At 73.3% G+C, this 19,671-nt stretch carries 14 protein-coding genes and 1 pseudogene; 10 read left to right on the plus strand and 5 right to left on the minus strand.

All coding sequences use genetic code 11. The features are described from left to right. Window positions 1-202 precede the first annotated feature (202 nt). On the minus strand, window positions 203-3,319 hold the full coding sequence (locus ACFV20_RS24540; protein ID WP_385659714.1) for a BTAD domain-containing putative transcriptional regulator: 3,117 nt from the start codon (window positions 3,317-3,319) through the stop codon (window positions 203-205). A gap of 227 nt (window positions 3,320-3,546) precedes the next feature. On the opposite strand from ACFV20_RS24540, the gene ACFV20_RS24545 reads away from it, so the two are divergent. The 6 genes from ACFV20_RS24545 to ACFV20_RS24570 all read left to right on the plus strand — a co-directional run bounded on the left by ACFV20_RS24545 (window position 3,547) and on the right by ACFV20_RS24570 (window position 10,974). After that, window positions 3,547-4,794, plus strand: a complete 1,248-nt coding sequence (locus tag ACFV20_RS24545) for an amidohydrolase family protein (protein WP_385659716.1) — start codon at window positions 3,547-3,549, stop codon at window positions 4,792-4,794. Between the two features lie 14 nt (window positions 4,795-4,808). Beyond that, window positions 4,809-5,711 carry a TIGR03619 family F420-dependent LLM class oxidoreductase gene (locus tag ACFV20_RS24550; protein ID WP_385659718.1) on the plus strand — a complete coding sequence of 301 codons (903 nt, stop codon included), beginning with the start codon at window positions 4,809-4,811 and terminating at the stop codon, window positions 5,709-5,711. Window positions 5,712-5,720: 9 nt separating this feature from the next. Continuing rightward, window positions 5,721-6,491 carry an SDR family NAD(P)-dependent oxidoreductase gene (locus ACFV20_RS24555; RefSeq protein WP_385659721.1) on the plus strand — a complete coding sequence of 257 codons (771 nt, stop codon included), beginning with the start codon at window positions 5,721-5,723 and terminating at the stop codon, window positions 6,489-6,491. 96 nt (window positions 6,492-6,587) lie between these two features. Beyond that, the gene (locus ACFV20_RS24560; protein WP_385659723.1) at window positions 6,588-7,706 is read left to right on the plus strand and encodes an LLM class flavin-dependent oxidoreductase; all 1,119 of its coding nucleotides are present in this window, start codon (window positions 6,588-6,590) and stop codon (window positions 7,704-7,706) included. A gap of 89 nt (window positions 7,707-7,795) precedes the next feature. Continuing rightward, a complete protein-coding gene (locus tag ACFV20_RS24565) occupies window positions 7,796-9,526 on the plus strand; it encodes an amidohydrolase family protein (protein WP_385659725.1) in 1,731 nt (576 codons plus the stop codon). Next, window positions 9,523-10,974 carry an aldehyde dehydrogenase family protein gene (locus tag ACFV20_RS24570; RefSeq protein ID WP_385659727.1) on the plus strand — a complete coding sequence of 484 codons (1,452 nt, stop codon included), beginning with the start codon at window positions 9,523-9,525 and terminating at the stop codon, window positions 10,972-10,974. The genes ACFV20_RS24565 and ACFV20_RS24570 overlap by 4 nt, the downstream gene beginning before the upstream one ends. A gap of 9 nt (window positions 10,975-10,983) precedes the next feature. Here ACFV20_RS24570 and ACFV20_RS24575 read toward each other — a convergent pair whose 3' ends face one another. Continuing rightward, window positions 10,984-11,376 carry a nitroreductase/quinone reductase family protein gene (locus ACFV20_RS24575; protein WP_385659729.1) on the minus strand — a complete coding sequence of 131 codons (393 nt, stop codon included), beginning with the start codon at window positions 11,374-11,376 and terminating at the stop codon, window positions 10,984-10,986. 101 nt (window positions 11,377-11,477) lie between these two features. Here ACFV20_RS24575 and ACFV20_RS24580 point away from each other — a divergent pair, with 101 nt between their 5' ends. Beyond that, the gene (locus ACFV20_RS24580; protein ID WP_385659731.1) at window positions 11,478-12,299 is read left to right on the plus strand and encodes an endonuclease/exonuclease/phosphatase family protein; all 822 of its coding nucleotides are present in this window, start codon (window positions 11,478-11,480) and stop codon (window positions 12,297-12,299) included. Here ACFV20_RS24580 and ACFV20_RS24585 read toward each other — a convergent pair. Next, entirely contained in the window at window positions 12,296-13,804 is a 1,509-nt protein-coding gene (locus ACFV20_RS24585) for a CehA/McbA family metallohydrolase (RefSeq protein WP_385659733.1), read from the minus strand. The genes ACFV20_RS24580 and ACFV20_RS24585 overlap by 4 nt on opposite strands. A 274-nt stretch (window positions 13,805-14,078) precedes the next feature. Between ACFV20_RS24585 and ACFV20_RS24590 the strand changes: the two genes are divergently transcribed. The 3 genes from ACFV20_RS24590 (at window position 14,079) to ACFV20_RS24600 (ending at window position 17,913) form a co-directional block, all read left to right on the plus strand. After that, window positions 14,079-14,924, plus strand: a complete 846-nt coding sequence (locus ACFV20_RS24590) for an LLM class F420-dependent oxidoreductase (RefSeq protein WP_385659735.1) — start codon at window positions 14,079-14,081, stop codon at window positions 14,922-14,924. Between the two features lie 152 nt (window positions 14,925-15,076). Beyond that, the gene (locus ACFV20_RS24595) at window positions 15,077-15,283 is read left to right on the plus strand and encodes a hypothetical protein (protein ID WP_385659737.1); all 207 of its coding nucleotides are present in this window, start codon (window positions 15,077-15,079) and stop codon (window positions 15,281-15,283) included. 44 nt (window positions 15,284-15,327) lie between these two features. Then, window positions 15,328-17,913 (plus strand): bifunctional FO biosynthesis protein CofGH, encoded by a 2,586-nt coding sequence (locus tag ACFV20_RS24600; RefSeq protein WP_385659738.1) that lies wholly within the window; start codon window positions 15,328-15,330, stop codon window positions 17,911-17,913. A 171-nt stretch (window positions 17,914-18,084) separates the two neighbouring features. On the opposite strand, the gene ACFV20_RS24605 is transcribed toward ACFV20_RS24600, so the two are convergent. Both ACFV20_RS24605 and ACFV20_RS24610 read right to left on the minus strand, forming a co-directional pair. Beyond that, window positions 18,085-19,497 (minus strand): hypothetical protein, encoded by a 1,413-nt coding sequence (locus ACFV20_RS24605; RefSeq protein WP_385659749.1) that lies wholly within the window; start codon window positions 19,495-19,497, stop codon window positions 18,085-18,087. Between the two features lie 45 nt (window positions 19,498-19,542). Further along, window positions 19,543-19,671 (minus strand): annotated as a pseudogene (locus tag ACFV20_RS24610) (daunorubicin/doxorubicin resistance ABC transporter ATP-binding protein DrrA); the annotation flags it as partial.

The raw sequence follows: 19,671 nt of genomic DNA on the forward strand, positions 1-19,671 counted from the left end.
CCCCTTGGCGTGGAACAGGCAGTGAGGTCGGCGGGCCCGGCCGGTCACTCCCCCGAGGGTGGCCGGGCGGGCCCACCCGGGCCTCACCCCGGACAACAGGGCGAGGCCCGTGCGGCGACCCGTCTGCCCCCCGACGCGACGGATCGACTGCGTCCATCATGGCGGGGGGCGATAAACGAATGATGAACGCCTCCGCGCCCCCTCAGGCCGCCTGCACCGGGGACAGCAGCGCCCGCACCTCGGCGGCCTCCGGAGAGCCCAACTCCTCGTAGATCCCGGCCGCTTCCTGCCAGCAGACATGGGCCCGGCCGGTCTGGCCGATGCCGCTGAGCGCACGCCCGAGGACCGTGAGGACATTGCCCCGCCGCCACTCCCCGCCGATCCCGCGCAGCACCGTGAGCGCCATCTCGGCGTTCGCCGCGGCCCGGGCCGCGCGCCGGGCGGCGAGATCCACCTCGGCCAGCCGGAACAGGCTCATGCCCTCCCAGAGGCGCTGCCTGCTGTCGCGGAACACCTCCAGCGCCTCCTGGAGCCGGTCGGCCGCCTGGCCCAGCTCACCGCTCTGGGTGAGGGCCAGCCCGAGGGCGTAGCGGGCGTTCGCCCCGCGCATCGAGTTGCCCAGGCCGTCGTAGACGTCGATGCCCTGCCGCGCCAGCGCGACAGCGCTCTGGGTGCGGCCGGTCGCGAGGTGGATCCGCGAGAGGTTGCAGAGCGCGGCGGCCTCGCCGGGGCGGTCGCCCAGGGCCCGGAAGTGCTCGATGGCCCGGGAGAGGTGCTCCTCGCCGTCCGTGTGCCGGTTCTGGTAGAGCGCGATGATGCCGCGCGCGTTGCGGGCCCAGCAGACGGGGAGCAGGTCGTCGGACTCCTGCGCGAGCAGGATGGCCCGCTCCGCCTCCTCCTCGGCCCGCTCGAAACGGCCGCTCACGTGGTGGACGTTGACGAGCGTCATCAGGGCCCGTGCCTCCGCCCGTCCGAGGCCGTGCGACCGGGCCGCTGTGACGAGCGCCTCGGCCGTCGCCTCGTACTCCCGGGAGTTGGCCCCCGACTCGGACAGGTCGTGCGCGGCCCACAGCATGTCGATGGCCCGGGCGAGGCTCTCCGGCCGGCCCGCGGACTGCCGGGCGCAGGCGAGCAGGCACATGGCCTCCGCGTACAGCCAGTCCTGCGCCGCGTGCCGGTCGTCGAACCGCAGCCCCGGGTACGACGTGGGCTCCAGGTGGTCCACCAGCCGGTCACCCGGTCGTTCGATCGCGTAGACGCCGGCGGCGGACGCCAGATAGAAGTCCAGCAGCCGGGACAGCGCCGCCCCGCGTTCGCTCGGGGGCAGTTCGTCACGCTCCGCGCAGGCACGCGCGTAGAGCCGCACCAGGTCGTGGAAGCGGTAGCGGCCGGGGGCCGCCGATTCGAGGAGAGAGGTGTCCACCAGGGACTCCAGCAGGTCCTCGGTGTCCTCGGCCGGCAGGTCCAGGACCGCCGCCGCGGCGGTGAGGGAGATGTCGGGGCCGTCGGCCAGGCCGAGCAGCCGGAACGCGCGTGCCTGGGCGGGCTCCAGCTGGCCGTAGCCGAGCTCGAAGGTGGCCTTGACGGCCAGGTCCCCGGCCTGGAGTTCGTCCAGGCGGCGGCGTTCGTCGGCGAGCTTCGCCGCGAGGACCGACACCGTCCAGGTGCGGCGGGCCGCCAGTCGGGACGCCGCGATGCGGATCGCCAGCGGCAGGAAACCGCAGGCGGCCACCACGTCCAGGGCGGCCTTGCGCTCGGACGCCACCCGCTCCTCGCCCACGATCCTCGTGAACAGCGCCAGCGCCTCGTCCGGGGACATCACGTCGAGGTCGATCAGGTGGGCGCCCGCCAGGTCCACCATCCGCACCCGTGAGGTGACCAGTGCGGCGCAGCCGTCCGTGCCGGGCAGCAGGGGACGTACCTGGGCGGCGTCCCGGGCGTTGTCCAGCAGGACCAGCACCCGGCGCCCGGCCAGGACCGAGCGGAACAGGGCCGCGCGCTCCTCCAGGGAGTCGGGGATCGCCGAGTCGGCCGTGCCGAGGGCGCGCAGGAACGAGCCGAGGACCGTCTCCGGCTCCGCCGCCCGGGCGCCCGCGCCCTGGAGGTCGACGTACAGCTGCCCGTCGGGGAACGCCGTGCGGGCCTGGTGGGCCACGTGCACCGCGAGGGTCGTCTTGCCGACCCCGCCGATGCCCGCGAGGGCCGACACCGCCATGACCCGGCCCTCGGCGGAGGTGAGGATGTCGCCGAGCTCGCGGACGAACGCCGAGCGGCCGGTGAAGTCCGGCACGGTAGCGGGAAGTTGGGCGGGGCGGACCGGGGCCGCGGTCGGCTCGGGCGCCGGGGAGGACGGCTCCGCCAGCGAGGGGTCCGCCTGGAGGATCCGCTGCTGCAGCTCGCTCAGTCCGGGGCGCGGGTCCACGCCGAGCTCGTCGGCGAGCAGGCGGCGGGTGTCGGCGTACACGGCGAGCGCCTCGGCCTGGCGGCCGCTGCGGTAGAGCGCCAGCATCAGCAGCTCGCGCAGCCGCTCACGCAGCGGGTGGGCGGCGGTGAGGGCGGTGAGTTCGGAGACGGCCTCGGCGTGGCAGCCCTGCTCCAGGTCCATGTCCAGCCTGGATTCGAGCAATTGCAGGCGCCATTCCTCCAGACGGACACGCTGGGCCTCCGCGTAGGGGCCGGGCACACCGGCCAGCGTCTCCCCGTCCCACAGGGCGAGCGCGCGGCGCAGGGTGGTGCGGGCGTGGCAGAGGTCGCCCGCGGAGCGGGCCTTGTCCGCCTCGGTCGCCAGGTCCTGGGCGACGGTGAGGTCCAGGGCGCCCTCGGCGAGGTCGCGGACCGCGTAGCCGCCGGACTCGCTGACCAGGACGGCCGAGGCGGGGCCGCCCGGCCGGCGTGCCTCGCCGCTCGGGTCCAGCACCTTGCGCAGGCGGGAGGCGTACGTCCGTACCGCCGCCAGTGCCTGCGAGGGCGGTTCCTCGCCCCACAGGGCGTCGATCAGTTCCGCCGCCGTGGCGGTACGCCCCTCGCGCAGCAGCAGGGCGGCGAGCAGCGCGCGTTGCTGGGGGGACCCGGTGCTGACGGGCTCGTCGCCGCGCCAGGCCCGCACGGGGCCGAGCACCCCGAAACGCAGCGCCGCGGCATCCGCCGGTCCGGCCGGGCCTGTCGCCGGTGCCTCGGCATCCGCCGCTCCGGTAGGCCCGGTTCTGAGCGCCGCGGCCTCCGCCGGGCCGGCCGGGCCGGTCGTCGTCGCCGGCTCCGGCAGGGAGTCGGGACGCCGCTGCTCCGGTACGCGCGGCACACCCTTCGGTACACCGTCCATGCAGTCCCCCTAGACATCCTGAGCAACCAGGCCAGTTTGCCCTGTGGGCGGCGGATACGTCAGCCGTGGGAGACGCCGATCACAGGGCGGCGCGGGGAGTCCACCGGGTCTGCACACTCTCTTCGCGCGCGGCGGGCCCCCACCCGCGCGCATCACGCCATCGCGGCCGGAACCGACCGCTGCGCACATAGCTGACGGCCCGTCAGATCAGCGCTACCGTGAGCGCCATGGACACCCCCGACAGCACCTTTCCGCTGATCATCTCCGTGGACGACCACACCCTGGAGCCCGCCGGCGTCTGGCAGGAGCGGCTTCCGAGGAAGTACCGGGACGTGGGGCCGCGGATCGTGCGGGCCCCCGTGAAGGAGATGACCTTCCTCGGGGGGCGCTTCAAACCGGTCATGGGGCAGGCCGGGGACGACGGTCCCGTCGGGGACTGGTGGGTCTACGAGGACCTGCGGCGGCCGCTGACCCGGCTCGACACCGCCGTCGGGTACGACAGGGACGAGATCCGGCTGGAGGTCATCACCTACGAGCAGATGCGCCCGGGCTCCTACGACGTCACCGCGCGCCTCGCCGACATGGACGTCAACCACGTCCAGTCCGCCCTGTGCTTCCCCACCTTCCCGCGTTTCTGCGGCCAGACCTTCACCGAGGCGAAGGACCGCGAGCTGGGCCTGCTCTGTGTGCGGGCCTACAACGACTGGATGGTGGAGGAGTGGTGCGGCCCGGCCGCGCACGGGCGGCTCGTACCCCTGCCCATCGTCCCCCTGTGGGACGCCGGCCTGGCGGCTGCGGAGGTCCGGCGCAACGCCGCCCGCGGTGTCCGTGCCGTCGCCTTCTCCGAGATACCGCCCTTCCTCGGGCTGCCCTCGATCCACACCGACGACTGGGATCCCTTCCTCGCGGCCTGCGACGAGACCGGCACGGTCGTCGCCATGCACATCGGCTCCAGCAGCCGCATGCCCTCCACCTCCGAGGACGCCCCGCCCGCCGTCGGCTCCACCATCACGTACGCCAACTGCTGCTTCTCCCTGGTCGACTGGCTGATGAGCGGCAAGTTCGAACGCTTCCCGCACCTCAAGGTCATGTACGCCGAGGGGCAGATCGGCTGGATCCCCTACATCCTGGAGCGGGCCGACGTGGTGTGGGAGGAGAACCGCGGCTGGGGCGGCGTCGCCGACAAGGTGCACCGGCCGCCGTCCGAGCTGTTCGCCGAGCACGTGTACGGCTGCTTCTTCGACGACGCCTTCGGACTGCGCAACCTCGACTCCATCGGCGTCGGCAACGTCCTGTACGAGACCGACTACCCCCACTCCGACTCCACCTGGCCCAAGTCCCGCGAGGTCGGCGAGGCGCAGATGGGGCACCTGGCGCCCGACGTCATCGAGCGGATCGTGCGCGGCAACGCCATCGAGCTGCTCGGGCTGACGCCCGAGGGGCTGTGGCCGGGTGCCGGCGGGGTCGCGCGGTGAGCCTGCGGTACGGGATGCAGCTCCCCGTCCAGTCGCAGAGCACCCTCTACGCCGAGGACTGGGAGGCGGCCGCCGGGCCGGAGGACCTGCTGGAGATCGCCCGCGCCGCCGACGGGGCCGGGTTCGACTACCTGGCGAGCTGCGATCACGTCGGCGTTCCGCGCCGCCTCGCCGCCGCCATGAGCACCGTCTGGTACGACCCCGTGGCCACCCTCGCCTTCCTGGCCGCAGCGACCGCACACGTGCGGCTGCTCAGCCATGTCGCGATCGTCGGGCTGCGGCATCCCCTGCTCACCGCCAAGCAGTACGCGACCGTCGACCACCTTTCGGGCGGTCGCCTGATCCTCGGGGTCGGTGCCGGGCACGTCCAGGAGGAGTTCGAGGCCCTGGGTGTCGACTTCCGCGGGCGCGGGGCCGTGCTGGACGAGTCGATCGACGCCCTGCGCGCCGCCCTCGGGCCCGACGAGTTCCCCGAGCACCGCGGCAAGCTGTACACGTTCGAGGGGCTCGGGCAGCGGCCCCGGCCCGTGCAGGACCCCGTGCCCCTGTGGGTCGGCGGCTCCTCGCCCGCCGCCGTACGCCGGGCCGCGCTCAAGGGCGACGGCTGGCTGCCGCAGGGCGATCCGAGGGACCGCCTGCCCGCGCAGATCGCCCGCATCAGGGAACTGCGCGAGCGGGCGGGCCTACGGGGCCCGTTCACCGTGGGCGCCATCACCGAGCCGCTGTACGTCGGCACGCCCCGCTGGGAGGTGGGGCGCCGGACCCTCACCGGCGGTCCGCGCGAGCTCGCCGAGTCGCTGCGGGCGTACCGGGCGATGGGCGTGCACCGGATCCAGGTGCGGTTCCGCAGCCGGAGCCGCAGTGAACTCATCGACCAGATCACGGCGTTCGGCGCCGAGGTCGCCCCCGAGCTGTGAGGAGACCCCATGGGCAAGCTCGACGGACGGGTCGTCATCGTCACCGGCGCCGCACGCGGCCAGGGCGAGCAGGAGGCGCGGCTGTTCGCGGCCGAGGGTGCCCGGGTGGTCCTCGGGGACGTCCTCGACGACCGGGGCGAGGCCCTCGCCAAGGAGATCGGCGGGCGGTACGTCCATCTGGACGTGGGCCGGGAGGACGACTGGCAGGCCGCCGTCACCGCCGCCGAGGACGCCTACGGCCACGTCGACGGGCTGGTCAACAACGCCGGGATCCTGCGCTTCAACTCCCTCCTCGACACGCCCCTCGACGAGTTCCTGCAGGTGGTGCAGGTCAACCAGGTGGGCTGTCTGCTCGGCATCAAGGCGGTCGCCCCCGGGATGACCGACGGGGGCACGATCGTGAACACCGCCTCCTGCACGGGCCTGACCGGGATGGCCGCGGTGGGCTCCTATGCGGCGACCAAGCACGCCGTGGTCGGTCTGACCCGGGTCGCGGCCCTGGAGCTGGCGGGGCGCGGGATACGGGTCAACGCCGTGTGCCCGGGGGCGATCGACACCCCCATGGCCAATCCGGCCCTGCTCGACCCGGACGCCGACCCGGAGGAGTCGGCGCGGGGCCTGGACCGGCTGTACCGCAGGCTCGTACCGCTGGGCAGGGCCGGCCGGCCCGAGGAGGTGGCGCGGCTCGCGCTGTTCCTGACCTCGGAGGACTCCTCGTACATCACGGGACAGCCGTTCGTGATCGACGGCGGGTGGCTGGCCGGGGTCCCCGTTATCTGACGACCCATCAGCTCTTGACGCCCTCAGGGGCCGGTGGAACAGTCGGAGCCAGCATCTGACGCATCGTCAGAAATGACCGTGGGGCGGTGAATCTCCTTGGAATTCGGCATCTTCGTTCAGGGATACGTCGGCAAACGAGCCGAGACCGACCCGCTCGCCGAGCACAAGGCGCTGATGGAGGAGACCGAGTACGTCATCCAGGCGGACAAGTCCGGCTTCAAGTACGCCTGGGCCTCGGAGCACCACTTCCTGGACGAGTACTCGCACCTGTCCGCCAACGACGTCTTCCTCGGCTACCTGGCGCACGCGACCGAGCGGATCCACCTCGGCTCGGGGATCTTCAACCCGCTCGCCCCGGTCAACCACCCGGTGAAGGTCGCCGAGAAGGTCGCCATGCTCGACCACCTCAGCGGCAACCGCTTCGAGTTCGGCAGCGGCCGGGGGGCCGGGTCCCACGAGATCCTCGGGTTCATGCCGGGGGTGACCGACATGAACCACACCAAGGAACTCTGGGAGGAGACCATCGCCGAGTTCCCCAAGATGTGGCTCCAGGACGAGTACGCCGGCTTCCAGGGCAAGCACTGGTCGCTGCCGCCGCGCAAGGTCCTGCCCAAGCCGTACGGTGCTTCCCACCCGGCGATGTGGTACGCGGCCGGATCGCCGCCGTCGTACGCCATGGCCGCGAGGAAGGGCCTCGGCGTGCTCGGCTTCAGTGTGCAGAAGGTCTCCGACATGGAGTGGGTGCTGGAGCAGTACAAGACGGCGATCGTGGACGCGGAGCCGGTCGGGGACTTCGTCAACGACAACGTGATGGTGACGACGACGGCGATCTGTGCGCCGACCCACGCGGAGGCCGTGCGGATCGCGGCGAGCGGGGGGCTGCACTATCTGCCCTCGCTGGTGTTCCGGTACCACGACACGTTCCCGCGGCCCGAGGGGTTCCCGGTGTGGCCGGAGACGCTGCCGGAGTACACCGAGGAGTTCGTCGAGGTGCTGATCGAGGAGGAGCTGCTGATCTGCGGCGATCCGGACGAGGTGCTGCGCCAGTGCGAGCGGTGGGAGCGGGCCGGGGCCGATCAGCTGAGCTTCGGCTTGCCGGTCGGGGTGCCGAAGGAGGAGACGCTGCAGACGATCCGGCTGGTCGGGGAGTACGTGATCCCCAAGATCGATACGGATCCCGTGCACCGGACGTCGCGGTTCCGGCGGGGCGGTTGAGCGTGCGTCGGCGGGTGCGGGTCCGCAGGGGCTGTTCGCGCAGTTCCCCGCGCCCCTCAAGGCGACGTACTCGGAGGAGTTGAGTGGTCATGCTCGATCACGTCATCACAGGGGCGACCGTCGTGGACGGCACCGGCGCTCCCGGCCGCACCGCCGACGTCGGCATCAAGGACGGGCGGATCGCCGTCATCGGTGAGGTCACCGACGAGGCGCGGTCGGTCGAGGACGCCGCCGGGCTCGTCCTCACGCCCGGCTTCGTCGACCCCCACACCCACTACGACGCCCAGCTCTTCTGGGATCCGTACGCCACGCCCTCGCTCCACCACGGGGTCACCACCGTCGTCGGCGGCAACTGCGGGTTCACGCTCGCGCCGCTGCATCCCGGGCGGCCCGAGGACGCCGACTACACGCGGCGGATGATGTCCCGGGTCGAGGGCATGGCGCTGGTGGCGCTGGAGCGGGGGGCGCCGTGGAGCTGGCACTCCTTCGGTGAGTACCTGGACGCCCTGGAGGGGCGGATCGCCGTCAACGCCGGGTTCATGGTGGGGCACTGCGCGCTGCGGCGCTACGTGATGGGGCCGCAGGCCGTGGGCGGGCAGCCGGGCCGGGAGCAGCTCGACGCGATGGTGCGGCTGCTGCGGGAGGCCATGGACGCCGGGGCGTGGGGGCTGTCCACCACCCAGTCGACCAGCCACTCCGACGGCGACGGACAGCCGGTCGCCTCCCGGCACGCCCGGCCGGCCGAGCTGCTGGCGCTGTCGCGGGCCGTCGGGGAGTGCGAGGGCACGCAGATCGAGGCGATCGTCGCCGGCTGTCTGGATCAGTTCAGCGACGCGGAGATCGATCTCTTCGCGGAGATGAGCGCGGCGGCGGGGCGGCCCCTGAACTGGAACGTGCTGACGATCGACGCGGCCGTTCCCGAGCGGGTGCCCCGGCAGTTGCTCGCGAGCGAGCAGGCGCGGAAGGCGGGCGGCCGGGTGGTGGCGCTGACCATGCCGATCCTCACGCCGATGAACATGTCGCTGGGGACCTTCTGCGCGCTCAACCTGATCCCCGGCTGGGGGCCGGTCCTCGGGCTGCCGGTGCCCGAGCGGATCGAGAAGCTGCGCGACCCGGACGTGCGGGCCGAGCTGCTGCGGCGCGCGAACTCCAAGGAGGCGGGGGTCTTCCGGCGGCTGGCGAACTTCGGGCGGTACGTCATCGGCGACACCTACAGCGAGGCCAACGCCGGGCTGACGGGGCGCGTGGTGGGGGACATCGCCGAGGAGCGCGGGCAGGAGCCCTTCGGGTGCCTGGTGGAGATCTGCGCCCGCGACGACCTGCGCACGGTGCTGTGGCCGATGCCGACCGACAACGACCCGGCGTCCTGGGCGCTGCGGGCGGAGACCTGGCAGCACGAGGACGTGCTCCTGGGCGGATCCGACGCGGGCGCCCACCTGGACCGGATGTGCGGGGCGCCGTACACGACCCGGTTCCTCGGGGACTGCCTGCGGGGGCGGAAGCTGGTCGGTCTGGAGCAGGCCGTGAAGATGCTGACCGACGACCCGGCCCGGCTCTTCGGGCTGCGCGAGCGGGGCCGGATCGAGGAGGGCCTGCACGCGGATCTGGTGCTGCTCGACCCGGAGCGGATCGACGCGGGCCCGGCCACCCTGGTGCACGACCTGCCGGGCGGCAGTCCCCGGCTGGACTCCCGGGCGCTGGGCGTGCGGGCCGTGTGGGTCAACGGGGTCGAGGCGATCCGGGACGACGTGGTGACCGGGGCCGTACCGGGCCGGGTGCTGCGCTCGGGGCGGGACACGCGGACGGTGAGTACGCGGTGACGGCACGCCAGCCGCTGTTCGTCGGCGGCTCCTGGGTGGAGCCGGACGGCGGGCACTACGAGGTGATCGACCCGGCGACCGAGGAGACCGTCGGGTGGGCGCCGGAGGCCTCGCGGGACCAGGTGCTCGCGGCCTGTGCGGCGGCCCGCGAGGCCTTCGGGCCGTGGTCGCGCACCGCACCGGAGGAGCGGGCCGCGGTCCTCGGCCGGGCGGCAGGGATCATCGCCGCCCGGCTGAAGGAGTACGCGTCACTGGCTCAGGCGGAGACCGGAGCGACCCTCGGCACCGCCCGCGGCATGCAGGTCGGCGTCGCCGCCGCCCGCTTCCGGCGCTACGCGCGCGTGGAGCCCGCCGAGTGGGCGATCACGCCCCAGATCAACGAGGCCGGGCCGATGGGGAAGGCCGGTGTCATGGGCGCCCTGGCCGTCCGGCAGCCCGTCGGCGTCGTCACCTGCATCACCTCGTACAACAACCCCTGGGCCAACCCGGCCGGCAAGGTCGCCCCCGCCCTGGCGATGGGCAACACGGTCGTGGTGAAACCCGCCCCGCAGGACCCGCTGTCGGTCTACCGGATGGCCGAGGCATTGGAGGCGGCGGGCGTGCCGCCGGGCGTGGTGAACGTCGTCAGCGGCTCCCGTACGGAGGTCGGCGAGGCCGCCGTCACATCGCCGGACGTCGACATGGTCAGCTTCACCGGCTCCACGGCGGTCGGGCAGAGCATCGCCGAGGTGTGCGGGCGCGGTATGAAACGGCAGTTGATGGAGCTGGGCGGGAAGGGCGCCGCGGTCGTCTTCGACGACGCGGACCTGGACTCGGCCGTCGCCGGGATCGGCACCACCTTCTCCTTCTACAGCGGCCAGATCTGCACGGCACCGACGAGGGTCCTGGCGCAGCGCGGCATCCACGACCGGCTGGTGGAACAACTGGCGGCCTACGCCGACCGGTTGAAGGCCGGGGACCCGCGCGAGCCGGACACCGTCGTCGGGCCGGTGATCTCGGCGGCCCACCGGGACCGGGTGGAGTCGTACGTCGAACTGGGGCGGAAAGAGGGCGCGGTGGTGGTGGCGGGCGGCGAACGCCCGGGCCTGCCCCGCGGCTTCTACGTCGCACCGACCCTCCTGGCGGACTGCACTCACGACATGCGCGTGGTCCGCGAGGAGATCTTCGGGCCGGTGGTGGCCGTCGTCCCCTTCGACGACGAGGAGGAGGGCATCGCGCTGGCCAACGACACCGACTACGGGCTCGTCGACTACGTCTGGTCGGGCGACGTGGCCCGGGCGTTCCGGGTGGCCCGGCGCCTGCGGGCCGGCGGGGTCGGGATCAACACGGTCGGGCGCAACATGGAGGCGCCGTTCGGCGGCTTCAAACGCAGTGGCGTCGGCCGGGACGTCGGCAGCTACGCGCTGCACGCCTACAGCGAGGTGCAGGCGATCGTCTGGCCGGGCTGACGCAACTCCTCAGCCGTCCAGGTCCACCCGCACGGTCAGCAGGTTCGTCCCGAGGGCCCGCACGGCCACGCTGTTGACCCGCGGCAGCCCCCGCAGTCGCGCCACCGGATCGTCCTCCGGCATCAGGTGCGCGGTCCCCGCGTGCCACCGCCCCCGGATGCGCACCCGCACCCGCGGATCGGCCTTGATGTTGCGCACGTACTGGGACCGTTCGCCGAACTCCGACACCAGCCAGAAGGAGCCGCCGGCGCGGCGTCCGCCCACCGGCGTCCGACGGGGCAGGCCCGAGACGCGGCCCCTGGTCTCCAGGACCGTCTGGAAGGGGAGGCGGCGCAGGATCGGGTTGAGGCGGCGCTGGAACGCCGTCGTCGCGCGGAACCTCAGGTCGGTGCGGCGGGACATCGTCTTCCGGTCTCTCCTTCGCACGAAGCTCTCACGGACTCTGCAACGCGGCCTGCTTCAATGATCCCCCACGCGGCAACGAGGAGAGCGGGTGGCTGCGGATGCGGATCGTGACCTGGAACCTGTGGTGGCGCTTCGGGCCGTGGCAGACACGGCAGAAGGCGATCCTCGCGGCCCTGCGGGAGCTGCGGCCCGACGTCGTCGGACTGCAGGAGGTGTGGGCGGCCGACGGCGAGAACCTCGCCGAGTGGCTCGCCGGTGAGCTGGGCCTGCACTGGGCCTGGGGCCCCTCGCCCGCCCCGGAGCGGTGGCAGCGGCGGATCCAGGACCCCACGGTCGGCATAGGCAACGCGGTGCTGAGCAGATGGCCGGTCGTCGACCAGGACGTGCTGCCGCTGCCCGCCCCGGCCGAGTCGGACGACGGCCGCCTCGCCCTCTACGCCCGCCTGGCCACACCCGGCCACGAAGTGCCGTTCTTCACGGCCCACTTCAGCTCCGTCCTGCACGGGTCGGCGATCCGCCGCGGGCAGGCCGCCGCGCTCGCCGCCTTCGTCGCCCGGCACCGCGGCGACACCCCGTTCCCGCCCGTCGTCACCGGCGACCTCAACGCCTGGCCCGACTCCGACGAGGTCCGCCTCCTCGGCGGCTACAAGACCGCCCCGGCCGTGCCCGGACAGGTCCTCCTCGACGCCTGGGAGTACGCCGACCCGGCCGCCCCCTCCGCCACCTGGGACCCGGCCAACCCGTACGTGGCACCCGCCCGGGAGCCCGGCGTGCGCATCGACTACATCCACGTGGGCCCGCCCGGCCCCGGCGGACTCGGCCACGTACGGTCCGTCCGGCGGGCCTGCGACGGCCCGGCCGACGGGGTGTGGCCCTCCGACCACGCGGCGGTCGTCGCGGACCTGGCGGACACCGTCTAGTCGCGCCCCAGGAAGATCGGGTTGGTGAACGCCGCAAGGGCCCCCGGCAACGGCCCCGCCGCCGCCTCGTGCCGCAACTCGGCCCGGACGTACGCCGCGTACGACGGTGTCGTGCGCCACTCGACCACGCCCGAACCGGAGACCGGCAGCGGGTCGCTGGTGTGCAGGACGCCCTGGTCGGTGACGAAGCGGACCGTGCAGCGCGGGGCGCCGGTGACCTCCAGGCGGACGGTGACCGGGGTGTCGCGGCCGACGGCGAGCCGCTCGCCGATGCCCGCGTGCGCGCCGCGTCCGCCGGACGCCCGCAGCGACAGCGCGACCCGCGCGGACTCCGCGACGTAGGACCGCCCCGCCCGGATGCCCTCCTGAATGGCCTCCCGGGTCAGGTCGTCGGCGAGGACGACCGTCTGGGGGCTGCCCACCGCGTCCGGGGAGCGGTGGGCGTCGCTGCTGCCCATCGCCGGGAGCCAGCCGCGCCCGTCCCGCACGGACGCCACGAGCATGCTGTCCCAGTCGGCCAGCGCCACCTCGTCGTCGGGCGTGTAGGGGCCGTTCCACACCTCCACGGCGTCCGCCTCGGCGAAGCCGAACTTCCAGTTGCAGCCGACGCACGTGGCGTGCGGGTGGGCCGGGACGACCAGGCCGCCGGCCCGGCGGATCTGCCGCGCGAACCGGCCGAAGCGGTTGTCGCGGGCCCGGTAGCGCCAGTCGACGAAGGTCCCCGGGTCGGTGCCGAGCGCGACCACGTGCCCGTTCCTGGTCGTGACCTCCTCGCCCAGCATGACCAGCAGGTCGTCCCCGGCCACGTCGGCCCAGTGGGCGTGCGCGGAGTGCGTGTTGTGCTCGGAGGAGTTGATGAAGTCCAGGCCGGCCGCCCGGGCCAGTTCCCCGATCTCGGCGGGGGTGCGGCGGCCGTCGGAGTGCCAGGAGTGCAGGTGGCAGTCGCCCCGGTACCAGGCCCGCCCCCGGCCCTTCGCCCGCCGCGGCGGATACACCGGCCGGGCGGTCTCGCCCGGCTCCCCGTAGGTCAGCGTGATCGTGATCTCGTACGACAGGCCCTGCGGGGCGACGGTGTACGGGCCGAGCGCGATGTGCCAGGTGCCCTCGCGGACCGGGCCGGGGAGGTAGCCGGGCGTGGCGTCGTCCGCGCGGACGAAGAACTCGGTGCGCGCCCCGCCCGACCAGCCGCGGAAGCCCCGGCCGCCGAGCTCGGTGCCGCGCTCGTCGAAGACGCCGATGTCGAGGGCGTTGCCCGCGGTGCCGGCCGGGACGGACGGCCGGTCGTAGGTGTAGGCGACCTTCAGCTCGCGGACCCCGGCCGGGACCTCGACGGGCACGTACACGAAGTCCGGGGAGCCGGGCGGCAGCGTGCCCCGCACGGTCCTGGTCTCCCGGCCCCCGTCGGCCGCCGCGGCGAAGCTCACGCTTCCCACGGTAAGCGCGGCCGCCGCTCCCGTCACGAACAGGGCGCGCCGGCCGAGCCCGCCATGGTGGTCCTCGCACATGCTGCTGCTCCCCAGGTGTCGTCGCAGACGTGGCACGGGTGGCGCGGGATGGTGCGTGTGCACCCTTGTAGTCGGCCGTGAACAGGCGTGCAAGAGAGGGGAATCGGCCGCGGGAATCCCGGGGAAGCGGGGAAGCGGGAATCCCGGGGAAGCGGGGAGGCGCCGGCACGGGCCCCGGCGAGGGCCGTGGGTGGCCGTGGGTGGCCGTGGTGATCATCCGGACGTCCGACCGGTCGGTATCGACACTGTGGCCGTCCTCCGGTACAGATACCTCATGCGCATCGCCGTGACGATCTTCCTCACCGACGAGACGATCACCCCGACCCGGCTCGCCCGGGAGCTGGAGGAGCGCGGTTTCGCCGGGCTGTACCTGCCCGAGCACACTCACATCCCCGTGGAACGGACCACCCCGTACCCGGCGGGCGGTGAGCTGCCGCCCGAGTACGGCCGTACCCTCGACCCGTTCGTGGCGCTCGGCCAGGCCGCCGCCGTCACCGGGCGGCTCGGGCTCGGCACGGGCATCACGCTCGTCGCGCAGCACGACCCGATCGTCCTGGCCAAACAGGTCGCGACCCTCGACCACCTCTCCGGCGGCCGGTTCACCCTCGGCGTCGGCCTCGGCTGGAACGTCGAGGAGGCCGCCGACCACGGCGTGCGGTGGAGCACCCGGCGCGCACTGGTGCGGGACCGGATGGCGCTGATGAGGGCCCTGTGGTCACGGGAACCGGTCGCCCACGAGGGGGAGTTCGGCAGCGTCCGGGCCAGTCACGCGTTCCCGAAGCCCGTGCGTGAGCCGCGTGGCCCGGTCACCGGCCCGCGCACGCTGCTCGGCGGGGCCGCCGGACCCACGCTGTTCGCCCACATCAGCGAGTACGCCGACGGCTGGCTGCCGATCGGCGGCCGGGGCCTGGGCGAGGCCCTGCCGCTGCTGCGCACCGCCTGGGCCGACGCCGGCCGCGACCCCGAGTCCCTCCAGGTCGTCCCCTACGCCGTCCACCCCACCCCGGGCAAACTCGCCCACTACGCCGACCTCGGCATCGAGGAGGTCGTGGCGCAACTGCCTCCGACGGGCGAGGCGGAGGTCCTGAAGGCCCTGGACGCCCTCGCCGATCACCTCTGACAACTCCCCAGCCCGGCAGGCCGTTCGGCGCTTCCTACTAAACTGCGGGTCAGCAACCGGGCCGGAACCCACACCGGTGCGCGGCCGACCACCGCGCACCCGACGGCGTGGGAGACCGGCTCACTGATTCCACGTTCCACGGGGGAAGCGTCTTGAGGCTTTGGTGGTTTTCCTGGCTCCTGCGTCACTTCACCGAGTACGGCTACAGCCAGGGGCTGCTGCGCGCCGCGATCGGCACGACGGCCGTGCTGGTCACCGCCGCGGTGGTCTGGCTCACCCTGCACCGCAACCGGCCGGCCGCCGTGGCCGCCGCCGGTCTCACCTCGGCCCTGGGCATCGGATGGCTGGCCTTCCACTGACGGGGCTGCCCCGAGCCTGATCAGCGCACTCGTATGCTCGAAGAATGACGACTTCCGCGACCTCCGGAACCGGCCCCACCGAGAACTCCATGCGTCGCGCCCTGAAACGGGCCAGGGACGGCGTCTCGCTCGACGTCGCCGAGGCGGCGGTGCTGCTCCAGGCCCGGGGGGAGCAGCTGGAGGACCTGTCGGCCTCGGCCGCCCGGGTGCGGGACGCGGGCCTGGAGGCGGCCGGGCGGCCCGGCGTCATCACGTACTCCAAGTCCGTCTTCATCCCGCTGACGCGGCTGTGCCGGGACAAGTGCCACTACTGCACCTTCGTCACCGTCCCCGGCAAGCTGCGCCGCGAGGGCCACGGGATGTTCATGTCGCCCGACGAGGTGCTGGACGTGGCCCGCAAGGGCGCGGCCCTCGGCTGCAAGGAAGCCCTCATCACCCTCGGCGACAAGCCCGAGGACCGCTGGCCGGAGGCGCGCGAGTGGCTCGACGCGCACGGCTACGACGACACCCTCGCCTACGTCCGTGCCGTCTCCGTCCGCATCCTGGAGGAGACCGGGCTGCTGCCCCACCTCAACCCGGGCGTCCTGAGCTGGGCCGACTTCCAGCGCCTCAAGCCCGTCGCGCCCAGCATGGGCATGATGCTGGAGACCACCGCGACCCGCCTCTGGTCGGAGCCGGGCGGCCCCCACCACGGCTCGCCCGACAAGGAACCGGCCGTACGGCTGCGGGTGCTGGAGGACGCCGGGCGGTCCTCCGTCCCCTTCACCTCGGGCGTTCTGATAGGCATCGGCGAGACCTACGAAGAGCGCGCCGAGTCGCTGTTCGCGCTGCGGAAGGTCTCCCGTGCCTACCACGGCGTCCAAGAGCTGATCATCCAGAACTTCCGCGCCAAGCCGGACACCGCCATGCGCGGCATGCCCGACGCGGAACTCGACGAACTGGTCGCCACGGTGGCCGTCGCCCGCCTCCTCATGGGCCCGAGCGGCAACATCCAGGCCCCGCCCAACCTGGTCGACGACGAGTACGAGCGGCTGATCGCGGCCGGCATCGACGACTGGGGCGGCGTCTCCCCGCTCACCATCGACCACGTCAACCCCGAGCGCCCCTGGCCGCAGATCGAGCAGCTCGCCGAGAAGTCCCGCGCGGCCGGTTTCGAGCTGCGTGAACGGCTGTGCGTCTACCCGGAGTTCGTCAAGCGCGGCGAGCCGTGGCTGGACCCGCGGCTGCGCCCGCACGTGGCCGCGCTGGCCGACCCGGAGACCGGCCTGGCCCGGCCCGAGGCCCTGCCGCGGGGCCTGCCGTGGCAGGAGCCGGAGGAGGTCTTCGTCGCGTCCGGCCGTACCGACCTGCACAGCTCCATCGACACCGAGGGCCGTACGTCGGACCGCCGGGACGACTTCGACGAGGTGTACGGCGACTGGGGCGCCCTGCGCGAGGCCGCCGCCCCGGGCATGGTCCCCGAGCGCATCGACACCGACGTGCGCGAGGCGCTGCGCACGGCCGCCGACGATCCGACGAGGCTCACCGACGACGAGGCGCTGGCCCTGCTGCACGCGGACGGCCCGGCGCTGGACGCCCTCGCCCGGGTCGCCGACGACGTGCGGAAGTCGGCCGTCGGCGACGACGTCACCTACATCGTCACGCGCAACATCAACTTCACCAACGTCTGCTACACCGGCTGCCGCTTCTGCGCCTTCGCCCAGCGCCGCACCGACGCCGACGCCTACACCCTCTCCCTGGACCAGGTCGCCGACCGGGCCCAGCAGGCGTGGGACGTGGGCGCGGTGGAGGTGTGCATGCAGGGCGGCATCCACCCGGACCTGCCCGGCACGGCGTACTTCGACATCGCGCGGGCGGTGAAGGAACGCGTCCCGGGCATGCACGTGCACGCCTTCTCGCCGATGGAGGTCGTCAACGGCGCGACCCGCACGGGCCTGTCGATCCGCGAGTGGCTGACCGCGGCCAAGGAGGCGGGCCTGGACACCATCCCGGGCACGGCCGCCGAGATCCTCGACGACGAGGTCCGCTGGATCCTCACCAAGGGCAAGCTGCCCGCGGCCGACTGGATCGACGTCGTCACGACGGCCCACGAGCTGGGCATCCGCTCGTCCTCGACGATGATGTACGGGCATGTCGACCAGCCCCGCCACTGGCTCGGCCACCTGCGCACCCTCGCGGACATCCAGCAGCGCACGGGTGGCTTCACCGAGTTCGTGACGCTGCCGTTCGTGCACACCAACGCGCCGGTGTACCTCGCCGGGATCGCCCGCCCGGGCCCGACCCTGCGGGACAACCGGGCGGTGACGGCCATGGCCCGGCTGCTGCTGCACCCGCACATCCCCAACATCCAGACCAGCTGGGTGAAACTCGGCACCGAGGGCGCCGCCGAGATGCTCCGCTCGGGCGCGAACGACCTCGGCGGGACGCTCATGGAGGAGACCATCTCCCGCATGGCGGGCTCGTCGTACGGCTCGTACAAGTCGGTGAAGGACCTGATCGCCGTGGCGGACGCGGCGGGCCGCCCGGCCAAGCCCAGGAACACCCTCTACGGCGAGGTCCCCGAGGAGCGGCAACGGGCGGCGACGGCGTCGGACGGGCACCTGCCGGAGCTGCTGCCGGTTCTCGACTGACCGGTTCTCGACTGACCGGTACTCGACCGGTTGGTGCTCGACGGGTTGGTGCTCGACGGGTTGGTGCTCGACGGGTTGGTGCTCGACCGGTTGGTGCCCGACGGGGCGTGTGCGACCGGCTGGTCCCGACCGGCCGGTTCCCGACCGGCCGGTTCCCGACCGGCCGGTGGCCTACTGGCTTCCGGCGTCCGCCGGCTCGTGCGCCGTCAGGGGGCGGGCGGCCGTGGCGCCGGGGGCCGTCGGGGGCGGCGCGGGCCTGCCCCGGCCCAGCAGGAGCAGCAGCAGGCCGAGGGAGCAGGCGATCGCCGGCCAGTAGACGTACCGGTAGTCCGTCGCGGGCATGATCGGCAGGTAGCCCAGGATGTACGCCGCCGAGCTGACACCCAGCGCCCGGACGGGCATCGCGAACACGCCCCGGCCGGGACGGAGCGTCAGCACCAGGGCGACGGCGAGCCAGAACCAGCCGCGGAACAGCCACGGCAGGTCCTGTGCCGTGCCCTTGACATACGTGCCGAGCACGTCCTCCAGACGCGGGTGCGCCACCTCGACGCCCAGGTCGTTGCGGGTGATCCCCGCCTTGTACACGTAGTCGGTCTCGAACAGCAGGGTCGTGAAGAGCAGCAGCCGGTACTGGAGGTACCGCGGCACGTGCCCGCCCATCTCCCGCAGCCACAGGGACGTGATCTCGCCCGAGTCGCCGCGCAGCCCGTCCGCCGGGCGGCGGTAGCAGGCCCAGTAGGCGTCGGAGAGGGCGCCGACGCGTTCGCACTCCCGGGCGGAGGCCACGAGCCGGTCGCGCAGGGCGGGTGACACGTCCGCCGAGCGCAGTTCGTCCACGGTCAGCACGTGGACGAGGTCGTCGAGCATGATCTGCGCGCCCTGCTTGGTCTGCAGCGGCGCGGCGAACAGGGAGACGGCGGCGGCGGGGACGACCAGCGCGGCCGCCAGGGCCGCCGTGCAGGTCACCCACGTACGGCGGCCGGGGGCGCCCCACAGCGCGAGGACCAGCATGACGAAGACGGGGATCGCCGCGAGGAAGGCGTTCTTGCGCACCAGCATCGCGTAGGCGAGGAACAGCACGCCGAGCGCGAGCAGACCCCAGCGCACGGCGGGCCGGGGGTCGCGGTCGCGCAGCAGCAGGCCGGTGAGGGCGACCGCGCAGGCGGCGAGCAGCGCGAACGCCGCGTGCACGTCCTTCCACACCACCCCGGCGAACGTCAGCACGTACGGCAGCAGCCCGATACCGAGCACGGCGAGCGAACCGCCCCGGCTCGCGGTGAGCCGCCACACGCAGCGGGCCAGCACCCACAGCGCCGCCCAGAGGACGAGGGACTGCAGGACCAGCATGGACGTGATCGAGCCGGTCACCGCGATGAGCGCCCGCCACACCAGGGCGAGCACGGGCGGGTGCCAGTCCGTCAGCCGCGTCATGCCCCGGGCCTGCCGCAACTGGTCGAGGCTGTCGGGACTCAGATAGCCGGGGGCGAAGACGAGGACCGTGGCCGCCCAGCAGGCCGCGGCGACGGCGGCCAGCGCCCAGGCCCAGTACGGCCGCTCCCCCCGCACCCATCCTGTTTGTCCCATATGCCGGATGCTAACGGTTCGTGGGGGCGCGGGCGGGCGGGGGGGGGGGCGGGGGGGGCGCCGCCCGGGGGGCCCCCCCCCGACCCTGGCCTTGAGCTCCTCGATGCCGCCGCCCGCGACGACCCTGCCCTTGTCCACGACCGTGAGCTCGGAGGCGAGCTGCTCGGCCTCCTC

The organism is Streptomyces sp. NPDC059696 (genome assembly GCF_042733745.1).
Taxonomy (GTDB): domain Bacteria; phylum Actinomycetota; class Actinomycetes; order Streptomycetales; family Streptomycetaceae; genus Streptomyces.

Excerpts from the sequence above, each read along its gene's own strand:
- ACFV20_RS24600 (WP_385659738.1), top strand. The coding sequence starts at position 15,328 with ATGACGACTTCCGCGACCTCCGGAACCGGCCCCACCGAGAACTCCATG.
- ACFV20_RS24575 (WP_385659729.1), bottom strand. The coding sequence starts at position 11,376 with ATGTCCCGCCGCACCGACCTGAGGTTCCGCGCGACGACGGCGTTCCAG.
- ACFV20_RS24540 (WP_385659714.1), bottom strand. The coding sequence starts at position 3,319 with ATGGACGGTGTACCGAAGGGTGTGCCGCGCGTACCGGAGCAGCGGCGT.
- ACFV20_RS24585 (WP_385659733.1), bottom strand. The coding sequence starts at position 13,804 with ATGTGCGAGGACCACCATGGCGGGCTCGGCCGGCGCGCCCTGTTCGTG.
- ACFV20_RS24590 (WP_385659735.1), top strand. The coding sequence starts at position 14,079 with ATGCGCATCGCCGTGACGATCTTCCTCACCGACGAGACGATCACCCCG.
- ACFV20_RS24565 (WP_385659725.1), top strand. The coding sequence starts at position 7,796 with ATGCTCGATCACGTCATCACAGGGGCGACCGTCGTGGACGGCACCGGC.
- ACFV20_RS24550 (WP_385659718.1), top strand. The coding sequence starts at position 4,809 with ATGCAGCTCCCCGTCCAGTCGCAGAGCACCCTCTACGCCGAGGACTGG.
- ACFV20_RS24605 (WP_385659749.1), bottom strand. The coding sequence starts at position 19,497 with ATGGGACAAACAGGATGGGTGCGGGGGGAGCGGCCGTACTGGGCCTGG.
- ACFV20_RS24580 (WP_385659731.1), top strand. The coding sequence starts at position 11,478 with ATGCGGATCGTGACCTGGAACCTGTGGTGGCGCTTCGGGCCGTGGCAG.
- ACFV20_RS24555 (WP_385659721.1), top strand. The coding sequence starts at position 5,721 with ATGGGCAAGCTCGACGGACGGGTCGTCATCGTCACCGGCGCCGCACGC.
- ACFV20_RS24545 (WP_385659716.1), top strand. The coding sequence starts at position 3,547 with ATGGACACCCCCGACAGCACCTTTCCGCTGATCATCTCCGTGGACGAC.